10 protein-coding genes are annotated in these 13407 nt (G+C 48.0%); 6 read left to right on the forward strand and 4 right to left on the reverse strand.

The genetic code is table 11. The features are described from left to right. Positions 1-846 (reverse strand): ATP-binding protein (locus tag HMPREF9442_RS07375; protein WP_040602801.1); only part of this gene is annotated, 846 nt, incomplete at its 3' end. A 93-nt stretch (positions 847-939) separates the two neighbouring features. After that, a complete protein-coding gene (locus tag HMPREF9442_RS07380) occupies positions 940-1200 on the reverse strand; it encodes a hypothetical protein (RefSeq protein ID WP_008626977.1) in 261 nt (86 codons plus the stop codon). 390 nt (positions 1201-1590) lie between these two features. Here HMPREF9442_RS07380 and ilvD point away from each other — a divergent pair, with 390 nt between their 5' ends. From ilvD to HMPREF9442_RS07410, 6 genes are all read left to right on the forward strand, one after another. After that, positions 1591-3393, forward strand: a complete 1803-nt coding sequence (ilvD, locus tag HMPREF9442_RS07385; protein WP_040602802.1) for a dihydroxy-acid dehydratase — start codon at positions 1591-1593, stop codon at positions 3391-3393. Between the two features lie 14 nt (positions 3394-3407). Beyond that, entirely contained in the window at positions 3408-5105 is a 1698-nt protein-coding gene (gene ilvB, locus HMPREF9442_RS07390; RefSeq protein ID WP_008626983.1) for a biosynthetic-type acetolactate synthase large subunit, read from the forward strand. 15 nt (positions 5106-5120) lie between these two features. Further along, entirely contained in the window at positions 5121-5684 is a 564-nt protein-coding gene (gene ilvN / locus HMPREF9442_RS07395; protein ID WP_008626986.1) for an acetolactate synthase small subunit, read from the forward strand. Between the two features lie 17 nt (positions 5685-5701). After that, positions 5702-6469 (forward strand): acyl-[acyl-carrier-protein] thioesterase, encoded by a 768-nt coding sequence (locus HMPREF9442_RS07400; RefSeq protein WP_008626988.1) that lies wholly within the window; start codon positions 5702-5704, stop codon positions 6467-6469. Between the two features lie 112 nt (positions 6470-6581). Further along, a complete protein-coding gene (gene ilvC, locus HMPREF9442_RS07405; protein WP_008619856.1) occupies positions 6582-7625 on the forward strand; it encodes a ketol-acid reductoisomerase in 1044 nt (347 codons plus the stop codon). Between the two features lie 73 nt (positions 7626-7698). Further along, positions 7699-8871, forward strand: a complete 1173-nt coding sequence (locus tag HMPREF9442_RS07410) for a TlpA family protein disulfide reductase (RefSeq protein ID WP_008626990.1) — start codon at positions 7699-7701, stop codon at positions 8869-8871. A gap of 38 nt (positions 8872-8909) precedes the next feature. On the opposite strand, the gene HMPREF9442_RS07415 is transcribed toward HMPREF9442_RS07410, so the two are convergent. Then, positions 8910-11048: a cation:proton antiporter gene (locus tag HMPREF9442_RS07415; protein WP_008626992.1), complete on the reverse strand. Its 2139-nt coding sequence runs from the start codon at positions 11046-11048 to the stop codon at positions 8910-8912. A gap of 115 nt (positions 11049-11163) precedes the next feature. Continuing rightward, positions 11164-13314 carry a peptidylprolyl isomerase gene (locus HMPREF9442_RS07420; protein ID WP_008626993.1) on the reverse strand — a complete coding sequence of 717 codons (2151 nt, stop codon included), beginning with the start codon at positions 13312-13314 and terminating at the stop codon, positions 11164-11166. Positions 13315-13407 lie beyond the last annotated feature (93 nt).

Below are 13407 nucleotides of genomic sequence, written 5' to 3' on the forward strand. Positions count from 1 at the left end.
GTTCAACAGGCTGAAAGGGTTGTAGATGTCAGGCGAGGGCCACGCGAAATGGTAGCCGTCGTAATTGTACTTGAGTTTCTGTACAGCCTCTTCACGGCTCACACCCAAACGTCCGGCCAAAATGTCCAAATCTTCATCCATCTGGGTAGCCATCTCCTCCTCCGTAATGCCGCAGATGGCGGCGTATTCCGGCAGCATGCTGATATTTTTAATATTGTTCAGTTCACTGAAGATGCTCAGTTGCGAGAACTTGGTGATGCCCGTCAGGAAGACGAAACGCAGGTAAGGGTCGCAGGCTTTGAGCGGACTGTAGAAGTTGCGCATGATGTTGCGGAGGACGGGCAGGTCTTTTTCTTCATGCACCACGTCGAGCAGGGGCGCGTCGTATTCGTCGATGAGCACCACCACTTGGCGGCCCGTCTGTTCGTAGGCACGGCGGATAACACCTTGTAGGCGTTGGTTCACATTTTCCTCACCTTCGCCACGGCCATATACGTTTTCGTATTCAATCAGTTTCAGGTTCAGTTCGCTTTCCAAGCGCTCCTTGTCCACATGCTTGGCCGTGCTCATGTCGAAATGCAGGACGGGGTATTTCGTCCATTCCGTTTCCAACTTTTCCACGGCCAATTCCTTGAACTGCTCCTTCCGGCCTTCGAAATAGGCTTCCAAGGTGCTGGTCAGCAAAGACTTACCGAAACGGCGCGGACGGCTCAGGAACATGTAATTCGAAGATGAGTGCGCCATCTGATAGACATATTGGGTCTTGTCTATATACAAATAGTTGCCGTTCCTTATTTTCTCGAACGTTTGTATTCCTATGGGGTAAAGTCTTCCGGCCTGTTGCATGATTTGTTCCTCCACCTTAATTTATATATTTACAAAGATAGCGAAAAAGTTTATATGCCATTTCCGTTTCTTGTGGAAAATAGCATAAATCTTTCAGAGGAGTTGGAAGTATTCCGGTTCTACTTCCACAGAAGAAGCCAACAAGGTTGGTCGTTTAACCAACGACCTCTTGGTCTTTGAACCTCTTGTGGTTATCAGTCCATCTTCACAATCATTAAGTTGTCCACCGATAATGCGTATCCGTCGGTTGTACATCTCCGGGGTGATTTCGTCCGGACGGTAATAATGGGGCAATTCGACAGGTTTCACGGCCCAAATAAAGCGTCCATGCCTTCCTTGGATGGTGGCTTCCATACTTATACCATCGGGGGGATTGTCGAATTCTCTTTTTTTTGTCTTTCGACATCAGGTGTGCAGGATATTTGGCATTGTAACGTGTCAAGTCGCGCATTAATCGGTTTTGCTTTTAATTTGTGTTGTATGAGGCGTTAGTGAAGAGGTGTGCGTATATGAGACTGCAACGTGACATATTTCCATCCATTTTTTGACTACAAATATCGTTTCGATAGTAGGATGACAGTTTAAAATAAAACAACGTATATTTGTATCGATTTTCTTTGGTGTGACCTGATTTGGTAACTGTTGTTTATGAATATCTCACTTTTATACCCCAAACTTTTGTCTAATAGGAAAAAAGGGACTAAATTTGCAGCTATAAAGAAAAAGTATAAAAACGCTATAAAGATGAAACATAAGTTGCGCAGTGCGCAGAGCACAGAAGGACGCCGTATGGCGGGAGCCCGTGCATTGTGGGTGGCCAATGGGATGAAACGTGAACAGTTCGGGAAGCCGATCGTGGCTATCGTCAATTCTTTCACCCAGTTCGTGCCGGGGCATACCCATTTGCATGAAATCGGGCAGATGGTGAAGGCTGAAATCGAAAAGATGGGATGCTATGCTGCGGAATTCAATACGATAGCCATCGACGACGGTATCGCTATGGGGCACGACGGGATGCTGTATTCTCTGCCTTCGCGCGATATCATCGCCGACAGCGTGGAGTATATGGTCAACGCGCATAAGGCGGATGCCATGATTTGCATTTCGAATTGCGACAAGATCACGCCGGGCATGCTGATGGCTAGCATGCGCCTGAATATCCCTACGGTGTTTGTTTCCGGAGGACCGATGGAGGCACACAAAATCAACGGGGAGAACGCCGACTTGATTACGGCCATGATCAAAGGGGCGGACACGTCGGTGAGCGATGAGGAGATGGCGAAGATTGAGGCATGTGCTTGTCCGGGTTGCGGTAGTTGCTCGGGGATGTTTACAGCCAACTCCATGAACAGTCTGACGGAGGCTATCGGCCTTTCCCTCCCGGGGAACGGGACTATTTTGGCGACGCATGCCAACCGTATCCGTTTGTTTCAGGATGCGGCCAGATTAGTGGTAGAGAATGCGTTCAAATATTATGAGGAAGGAGATGAGGGCGTATTGCCGAAGAGTATCGCCACGCGTCAGGCTTTCCTGAACGCCATGACGTTGGACATTGCCATGGGCGGGTCGTCCAATACCGTGCTGCATCTGTTGGCCGTGGCCAACGAGGCCGGGGTGGACTTCAAGATGGCGGACATCGACGCGCTGAGCCGTAAAGTGCCTTGCCTGTGCAAGTTGGCGCCCAACACGCAGAAGTATTCCATCCAGGAATGTAACCGTGCGGGCGGCATCCTTAATATATTAGGTGAATTGGCAAAGGCCAGTTTGTTGGATACGTCGTGCCGCAGGGTGAACGGCCGTACTTTAGGCGAAGATATTGCGAAATATAGTATTACGTCCGGACAGGTGGACGATGAGGCGCGGCGCATTTACAGCAGTGCGCCGGGCGGGGTCTTCAGTAACAAGATGGGTTCGCAGTGCAAGGTGTACGATACGTTGGACACCGACCGTGCCACGGGATGCATCCGCGATGTGGAACATGCTTATAGCAAGGACGGCGGCTTGGCCGTGCTGTTCGGGAATATAGCCCAAGACGGTTGCGTGGTGAAGACGGCCGGAGTGGACGAAAGCATCTGGCATTTCAGCGGGCCGGCTAAAGTCTTCGATTCTCAGGAAGACGCTTGTGAAGGCATCCTGAACGGAAGTGTGGTGAGTGGCGACGTGGTGGTCATCACGCACGAAGGACCAAAGGGCGGACCGGGTATGCAGGAGATGCTTTATCCGACATCCTATCTGAAAAGCCGTCATTTGGGGAAAGAGTGTGCCCTGATTACCGACGGGCGTTTTTCCGGGGGCACTTCCGGTTTAAGTATCGGCCATATTTCGCCCGAAGCGGCAGCCGGTGGGAATATCGGTAAGATTGTGGACGGAGACATTATCGAAATAGACATCCCGAACCGGAGCATCAACGTCAAGTTGAGCGAAGCTGAATTGGCAGCCCGTCCGCAACGTCCGATGACGCGTAAGCGTGTCGTACCCAAATCGCTGAAAGCATACGCTTCAATGGTGAGTTCGGCCGACAAGGGTGGAGTTCGTATGGTAGATTAAAAACAGTTTTCAATATGGCAAAAGAAAAGATAACAGGCGCAGAGGCTTTGATGCGTTCGTTGGAGCACGAAGGGGTTACGACGCTCTTCGGCTATCCTGGAGGTGCCATCATGCCGGTATATGACGCCTTGTACGGATATAAGGATAAGTTGAACCATGTATTGGTACGGCATGAGCAAGGGGCTACCCATGCGGCACAAGGGTATGCCCGTGTGTCGGGTAAGGTCGGAGTGGCATTGGTGACCAGTGGACCGGGGGCGACGAACACCATTACCGGCATTGCGGATGCCATGATGGACAGTACGCCCATCGTGGTGATTGCCGGGCAGGTCGGTGCTTCTTTGTTGGGTTCCGATGCCTTTCAGGAATGCGATTTGGTAGGCGTGACGCAACCCATTAGCAAATGGGCCTATCAGATCCGCCGTCCGGAAGATGTGGCTTGGGCGGTAAGCCGTGCCTTTTATATTGCAAAGAGCGGCAGGCCGGGGCCGGTCGTGCTGGATTTTGCCAAGAATGCGCAGGTCGGCTTGGTGGACTACGAACCGCAGGGTACGGATTTCATTCGCAGTTATGTGCCTGTGCCCAAGACCGATCCGTGGGCGATACGTCAGGCGGCTGCATTGATAAACAACGCGAAACGTCCGTTTATCCTTGTCGGACAAGGGGTTGAGCTTGGCGGCGCGCAAGAAGAAGTCCGTCAGTTGATTGAGCGGGCCGATATTCCTGCCGGTTGCACTTTGTTGGGCTTGTCTGCTTTGCCGTCCGACCATCCGTTGAATATGGGGATGTTGGGTATGCACGGAAGTCTGGCCAACAGCGTAAAGACACAGGAGTGTGACGTGCTGATAGCCGTGGGCATGCGTTTTGACGACCGTATAACTGGCAAATTAAGTACATACGCCCGTCAGGCCAAAAAGATACATTTTGAAATAGACCCCAGTGAAATCAACAAGAATGTACCGGTAGATGTAGCCGTGTTGGGGAATTGCAAACAGACGTTGGCCCAGGTACTCGAATTGGTGAAGCCTAACCGGCATACGGAGTGGATTGACAGTTTCGGGGAACATCACGAGAGAGAAAAGGAGGCAGTGGTAGAACCTGAAATCCATCCGGCAGACGGACCGATAAAGATGGGGGAGGTTGTACGTAAGGTAACGGAGATGACCGGTAATAAGGCTGTCTTGGTGACCGACGTGGGACAAAACCAGATGATGGCTGCCCGTTATTTCAAATTCTCGGAACAACGCAGCATCGTGACCTCCGGTGGTATGGGAACGATGGGATTCGGATTGCCGGCTGCCATCGGAGCCACATTCGGCGCTCCGGGACGTATGGTATGTCTCTTTTTAGGCGACGGAGGCATTCAGATGACGCTTCAGGAGTTGGGCACGATTATGGAACAACGTAGTCCGGTGAAAATCATATTGCTCAATAACAACTACCTGGGTAATGTGCGCCAGTGGCAGGAAATGTTCTTCGGGAAACGGTATTCTTTCACGCCGATGATGAATCCGGACTACAATATGATTGCTTCGGCTTACGGCATACCGAACCGTACGGTCGTGGAGCGTGAGGATTTGGCTGCGGCCATACGGGAGATGGTCGAGGCAGAAGGGCCTTACTTGTTGCAGGTGGCCGTGATTGAAGAAGGCCGTGTGTTGCCGATGTGTTGTCCGGGCAATGACGTGGACGACATGGTTTTGGATTATTAACGGGAGGATTTTTAGATGGAACAAGAGAAGAAATTCTATACCTTGATTGTTTTCTCCGAGAACTTTGCGGGGCTTTTGAATCAGGTGACTGCGGTTTTTACCCGCAGGCAGGTGAATATCGAAAGTCTGAATGTGTCGGCTTCCAGTATCAAGGGGGTACATAAGTATACCATTACTTGTTGGAGCACGGAGGAACAGGTGCAGATTATCACCAAGCAGATAGAGAAACGCATAGATGTGCTTCAGGCTCATTATTTCACGGACGACGAAATCTTCATCCAGGAAGTGGCGCTTTATAAACTGGCCACTCCCAAGGTGTTGGAGAATCCGGACATCTCAAAGGCCGTACGTCAGCACGGAGCGCAGATTGTGGAGGTGAACCCGACTTATACCGTGGTCAGCAAAAAGGGAATGACAGATGACATCATGTCGCTTTATTTCGCTTTGAACGAGTATAAGTGCGTATTGCAATACGTGCGTTCGGGGCGTATAGCCATTACAAAGAGTTGTACGGAATATCTGGACGAGTTTTTGGAAGAAAGGCGGCGTGCGTATGAGGAGCTTCAAAATAAAGAATAAATAAGGTAGGGATTCGAATGAAAGAGAATAAAGTCGGGACTTATTCATTTGTGGCCGAACCTTTTCACGTGGATTTCACGGGAAAGCTTTTCATGGGGGTGTTGGGCAACCATTTGCTCAACTGTGCCGGATTCCATGCCACGGAGCGCGGTTTCGGTATGGCAGAACTGAATGAGAGCAACTACACGTGGGTGTTGTCACGTTTGGCCATTGAATTGGAAGACATGCCGTCCCAATATGAGGAGTTCTCTGTCGATACGTGGGTGGAGAACGTATACCGTTTGTTTACCGACCGTAACTTTTCCATTTACGGGGAGGACGGTAAGGTTTACGGTTATGCGCGTTCCGTGTGGGCCATGATCAATATGGATACCCGTAAACCGGCAGATTTGTTGTCGCTGCACGGCGGTGATATCGTAGACTATATAGAGACGGAAAAGGCTTGCCCGATAGAGAAGCCTGGCCGTATCAAGGTGAGCAGTTGTATGCCGGTACGTTCTATTGATGTGTATTATAGTGATATAGACATCAACGGGCATGTGAACAGTATTAAATATATTGAACATGTGTTGGACTTGTTTTCCAAGGAATGGTATGCCGGGCATGTGATACGCCGTTTTGAAATGGCCTACGTGGCTGAAAGCTATTCCGGTGACACGCTCAGCTTCTTCCGCGAGGAAAACGAAGACGGGACTTACGATGTTGAAGTCCGTAAAAACGTGGGAGGAGAGAATCCCGAGGGGGAAGTCGTGTGTCGAAGTAAACTTAAATTTGATAACAAATAGCAATTTATTGTAGGTGTATTAGAATAATTTTGTAACTTTGTCGTCGAGTTTAGTGCAAAAAAGGATTTTAATAAAGAACGCGGCTGTTTGTCGCACAAAACAGAAATAGAAAATGGCAGAATTGAATTTTGGCGGTGTCATCGAGACTGTGATGACCCGTGAGGAATTTCCATTGGAAAAGGCTCGTGAAATATTGAAGAACGAGACGATTGCAGTTTTAGGGTATGGTGTTCAAGGACCTGGTCAGGCTTGTAACTTGCGTGATAACGGTTTTAATGTAATTGTAGGCCAACGTCAGGGCAAGACATACGACAAGGCTGTGGCTGACGGTTGGGTGCCGGGGGAGACTTTGTTTTCTCTTGAAGAAGCTGCCGAAAAGGGTACGATAGTTTGTATGTTGCTTTCCGATGCGGCTCAGATGCAGTTGTGGCCGACCATCAAGCCTTATCTGACTCCGGGCAAGACCTTGTATTTCTCTCATGGTTTTGCGATTAACTGGAGTGACCGTACGGGTGTGGTACCTCCTAAAGATATTGATGTCATCATGGTGGCTCCCAAGGGTTCGGGTACTTCATTGCGCACGATGTTCCTCGAAGGCCGCGGCTTGAACTCTTCATACGCTATTTATCAGGATGCCAGTGGTAAGGCATTGGATAAAGTACTGGCTTTCGGTATCGGTATCGGTTCTGGTTATTTGTTCGAGACTACATTTAAGCGTGAGGCTACATCCGATTTGACCGGTGAGCGTGGTTCTTTGATGGGTGCTATCCAGGGCTTGTTATTGGCACAATATGAGGTATTGCGCGAGAACGGACATACTCCTTCCGAGGCTTTCAATGAAACGGTGGAAGAATTGACCCAATCCTTGATGCCGTTGTTTGCCAAGAATGGTATGGACTGGATGTATGCCAACTGTTCCACGACGGCGCAGCGTGGCGCATTGGATTGGATGGGCCCGTTCCACGATGCCATCAAGCCGGTGGTGCAGAAGTTGTACCAGAGCGTAGTGACCGGTAATGAGGCGCAAATCTCGATTGATTCCAACTCGAAGCCTGACTACCGCGTGAAGTTGGAAGCTGAATTGAAGGCTTTGCACGACAGCGAAATGTGGCGTACGGCAGAAACGGTGCGTAAATTGCGTCCGGAGAATAATTGATGAATTGAAAATTTAATAAGACCCAAAGGTGTCGGTTTATCTGACACCTTTGGGTCTTATATTTAGTAGCACCATGAAGAAAAAGCTGATATTGTTTTTGGGTGCTTTTGTATCCCTTACGGCTGAGGCACAAGAACCGTGTGTGATAACCGGACGTTTGTTCCATGTGGAAGATGGTGCTTGTATAGGGCTGTATAGTACGGATGGAAGAGTGATGAGACAGATGGAGACGGACACATTGGAAACCGGAAGGTTCTCGTTTACAGTTGATTCTTTGAATAGCCAAGTGGAGAATTTTGTACTGATGGGGCTAAGTGAGGGATTTCCGAGTACTTATCTTGATGTTTATGCGGCTGCCGGAGATACGGTTAGGATAGAAGGTTGCAATAAATTGTTGCGTACTTGGTCGGTTGCAAGCAAGATTCCGGAACAACAGTGGTATAACCGCTTTATTGATGCGTCGAGGACATTGATAGATGAACAACAGGAAGTCATGGTAAAGACGAGAGAACTGTGGGATAGAGTAGACGATCCGGATTTGTCAGAAGAGATGCTGAAAGCCTATCAAGACAGTATTAGAGAGAATTTGAATCCCATGGTAGATTCGCTTGAAATGCTCATTATCAGGAATGACATAGCCGTCATGGAACAGATGCCGGTAAATAAGGTGTGGATGCAGCAAATGAATGCACGGAGCGCATTTGTGAGTGTGGTGGATTCGTTTCCTTATACCGAAGATTTGAAACGATTGTATGAGCGTATTCCTCAGGATTGGCTTGGGACGGAAGCAGGAAAGAAGGTAACCGCACAGTTGTTTCCTCCTAAAGTCGTAGCAGTAGGCGATTGCGTGTACGACACGGACTTGTATGACTTGAAAGGGCAGGTATGCCATCTGTCGGATTTTGAAGGACGGTATTTGTTGCTCGACTTTTGGAGTGCAGGCTGTGGTCCTTGTCTGATGGCTTTTCCTGAGATGCGTGAGGTACAAGAGATGTGGAAAGACAGGCTTGTTGTAGTGAGTATCAGTTCTGACAGTGAAAAGGTTTGGAAAGAAGCATCCGAAAGAAAGGGTATTACATGGACCAACCTGAATGATATGCAAGGGACAGTGGGAATATACGCTCATTATGGTATCAAAGGCATTCCTCATTACGTGATTGTATCACCTGAAGGGCGGATTATGCATGTCTGGCGTGGCTATGGGACAGGAGTGCTGAAAAAGAAATTGGAAGAATGGGTGAAATAAAGTGAGACGGAACCTGACGTTCCGTCCCCCATTGTGGGTCATCTCTTCTTCGGGCCTATTGCGTGTAGTATTCCCCGTAATAGAGTGCCCGGTACTGAATAGCGGAAAGAATTGCCTTGGTCTGTCCGTTCGTCTACTTTTTCGATGAAGCGTTCTGCGTCTTTTTCGGAAATCACGCCATCGTCTTGGAGTTTACGGATGGTGCGACGCTCGTAAGTGAGCATCATACGGATAGACTTGACGGTGAGCGCGTGGCGGTAAGCCTTCGGGTAATTTTGTTCCAGTTGCAAGGTGACGTGATTCATTCGGTCTATGTTATGGTTGATTTCCGTACGGAGAATGTCCAATCGTTTTTTCTGTTCGGGCGTGAGGAGTTCGGAAGCGTTGAGTTCGTTTAACAGGTTCAGGTCCTCGTTTTGTAAAATGATGAACCCTCTGGCCATGTCATATACGTTTACAATACGTTCGCGGAAGTAGAAACTGACACTGTCCCCCAAGTGAAGTTTCTTTTGAATATGAGTCAGGATGGAGGTTCGGTCGCAATAATCGAATATGGAAGGACGGAAATCCAACGTATACTGTCCGTCATGGTCATACATCTCGTCGAGAGAGTTCATCAAATGAAGGAATGTGGTTTTCGAAACGACACCTTCATCATAAAGTTTATGGCATACAGCCTTTTCGCGGTCCAATATACGGAGACGTATTTCGGAAAGGAATTCCATTGTGGGAAGAGTTCCAGACGAAGGCAACGGCAGAGACGGTGGAAGGTATTTTTTCACTTTGTTCCAGTTAGCATCATGCAATGTTGGCTTTGCAGACAGTTTTTCCATATATTTTTCTGCACTGTCGTGTAAGTATCCTTGGATTTTGGAATCTATCAGTACTCTGGCGTTGGAAACTTGTATTAAGCCCAATCGTCTCAATAGCCAACGCATGGTGGTGGCATTGATGGAAAGAGTGAGCGTGACGATACCGGCTGTGAGAAACAGGACCTGTCGCCTGATGTCTTCCGGAATCCCCGGTGTGTAAGAAACCATCAGGGCCAATGTCATGCCTAATGCTCCGCGAAGGCCGCCCCATGTCAGGATGACGGACTCGCGTTTGGAAAGTCCGTATCCCAATCTTTTCATAGCGGGGTAGAAAAGCATGATCATGGCAAAACGGATGAGGTTTAGTCCTACGTAGACAAGCAACAAAATGATGAGGTCGGACCAATTCAAGCCTACTTTCTCTGCAATGACCACGCCGACCATGATAAAAACCAATGTATTGGCTATGTGGGTAAGAAGTCCCCAAAACTTTTCCATGAATATGTTTACTTGCGGTTTCAGTCTGGGGCGTCCGGTATAAGAGATGGTCAGTCCGAAAGCCACTAAAGCGATGACACCGGATATGCCCATATAGTATTGGGATAGAATAAACGTGACGTAGGCAGAAAGGATAATGACGCTGTTTTGTATCATCTCCTCCGAGTTGATACGTGTAATGAACCAGATGGTCAGTCGAGCCAGGCAGAAGCCTAAAAGTATTCCTCCAATAACTACTTCCAGAAATTGCACTATGGGAGAAGCTATGCTTGCTCCACTAAGCGTATAGGCTCCGAAAAACAGCATGAAACATACTATGCCGGTTCCATCGTTGAGCAAAGACTCTCCGTCTACTAAAGTGGAGAACCGTTTGCTGGTACCCAGTTCGTGCAATAAAGCGACGACGGCTACCGGGTCGGTCGCGCTGATGAGGGCGCCGAACATGAGAGCCAATGGCCATGTCCATGAGGCGTATTCCGGAACAAACAGGCTGATGCCAATCATGAGGGCGGCTGTAAGCAGCATACAGACGACTAATCCAGGGACAGCCAGTAGGGTGGAATTGGCTAATGTTTTTTTGAAGATGTGCATGTTCATTTCGTATGCCGCGTCGAATATCAAAATGGGGAGGAAAACATATAGAATGAAATCCGGATTCGTATCGGCTACGGTTGCCACTGCGTTTTCTACGCGTGGCATGAAGTCGAAATAGTGGAAACGGTTGAGGAGTCCTATCAATAAACCGAATACAAACAGTCCTACGGTATAGGGAAAGCCCGTTCGTCTCAGTATGGACTTTAATATAGCACCGACTAACAAGCCGACAATGGCCAACAGCAGGGGGGCCAGTAAGTTGAAATCTTCCATAATATTCTTTTTAATGGGTAGAAAAAGCTCTACTTTACAAATATAACGAAAAAAACCTACAAGATAGTATAATCTTGTAGGTTTCTATTGTTTTTATCGTAAAGTCTCCGCTTTTTTAGAAGAAGAGGTAACGATTGTCTTTTACTTCGGCCTTTTCATACAGTTCATTGGCAAAACGGCTGATGGCGCGCATGTTGAGGGACTCTTGTTGAGCCTCTTCTTTTTTAGCGTCGAACTTCTCGGCCGATTTGTTCTTGTTGATAACCTGCAACGTGTAAACTCCGGCATTGCCCTTGAACGGACCTGCGAATTGATTGGCCGCTGTTTTGCTGGCTACGGCACTCAACATCGGTTCGCTAGAGCCGGTCTTCATTACGAAAGCGGAGGCACTGAACGTCACGTGCTTGATGGTGTCGCTTACGGCACCTTGTACTTTCATGGCGTCTGCTATGCTTTTTGTCTGGGCCAGTTTCTCTTTCAGCATCTCGGCTTTTTTGTCCTTGATGACTTCTTGCGTGAGATATTCTTTCATATCCTCCATCGTGCGGTAACCGTCCTTGTGTATACCAGTAAGGATGGCCACAAGCATGTGATCGTTCTCACCACATTCGTAAAGAGGAGATACATTGCCTATTTCGGTGTCTTCATTGAATATCCATCGCATGGCCTCACGCGTGTTGCTTACTCCTCCTACATAATGTTCATTGCTGAACAAGTCTTTACGCTCTTGTAAGTTATAGCCGTTTTTCAGTGCTTTGGCTTCGATATCCTTTTGGGTAGGATTGGAAGCAATGAAGTGGCTGAAGTCGTTATAAGCCTTTGCATAAGTATCTTTGCTGAACTCAATCGGGCATTTGATTACGGCCACATCATATTTATTGATCATGGCACGGCGGTCTGTAACTTGTGCGATGATACATCCTTGGGCAAAGTCAATCTTTTCGGTGGCATTCACCGGCATGTTGGTGATGGTCTTGATAAACTTCAAGTTGTCGCCGTCCAAAGGAGCACCTTCATAATTACGTGAAGTAATCCATGTCTTTTCGCCGGTCTGGTTGTATTTCTTGGCGATGGAATCGAAAGCCACACCGTTGTGCAATGCCGTCATGATGCTGTCGGCTGTCTTTTGGATGGCATTCATATCGGCACCTGCCACTTGTATTTGGCGGAGCTGAATGGAATCCGGTGCGGAAATCTTGTTGATTACCTTGATGATGTTCATCGTGTTGTCTCCTGCATAATAATAGGGAGCTTTCATCTGTCCTACAGCCATGGAATCCAATTGTGAAGCTATGTCGTTGGGGAATATGTTCTTGCTGACCGGAAGCGGACTGTAATTAATCGTAGAGCCGCTCTCACGGACAATTTTAGCAATGTCGCCTCCGGCAGCCAACGCTGTGGCAGTCTCCGCCATGTCTTTGTCTAAGGCTGCCTTGTCGGCTGCGCTGGCTTTGACCTGTACATCAATGAATTTGATGTCGCGGCTTTCGGCTGTTTGCTTGAATCTTTCTTTCAACTCATTGTATTTGGCTTTTAAATCGCTTTCTTCCACTTTGATATCTTTGTCATTAATGGTAGAGTAGGGCACGGCAGCCATGATAATGTCGCTTTCATTGGCACGTGCCTCGAATGCGGCCTTGTCTATGATTTTGTTGCCTAACATCGCTTTGCCCAACAGTACTTGGTATTTTTGCGCAAGACTTTCCTGACGGAGGGTCTTTTCAATGAACATCCAGAATTTGTAGAGACTGTTATAGTAGTCCATGTATTCGGCCGGCATCTGTTCGCTTTTGGTTTTCATGCCTTCATAATCGGTCAGGAATTTCTTCAGGACATTGGCATCGAAACGGCCAGTTTGTTCGTTGCGGAAAGGTGTTTGCATCAGTATGGGGCTGTTGCCTTCCGAAATGATGGATTGGATTTCTGCGTCAGTGACGGTCAGTCCCAACTCTTCAGCTTCGTGCTCGATGAGTTTGTTGTTGACGTATGTGTTCCAAACTTGGTCGCGCAATTGGGTAAGCTGTTGGTCGTTGAGTGCACTGTTGCCACTGGTGAACTTCACAACTTCCGCATATTCGTCCACTAAGTTTTGGAATTCATGTACTGAAATCCGCTCTCCGTAAATTTCGCCGACTTGCTGCTTGCTTTCGTTAGAAGCAGACTGGATGGAGCGCATGGCTTCTTCGGCAATGAATGCAAAAAGAGCCACGCCGATCACGATGACCAACAAAGGCCCCTTAGCTCTGATTTTCTGTAATGTTGCCATTGATTTAAATGATTATTGTTTTTATTATTTTCTTTAAACGATTTAAGCGCACGAAGATACAAAAATCTTCGCACATATTCATGTCTGTCAGGC

Origin of the sequence: Paraprevotella xylaniphila YIT 11841 (assembly GCF_000205165.1) — a bacterium.
Taxonomy (GTDB): domain Bacteria; phylum Bacteroidota; class Bacteroidia; order Bacteroidales; family Bacteroidaceae; genus Paraprevotella; species Paraprevotella xylaniphila.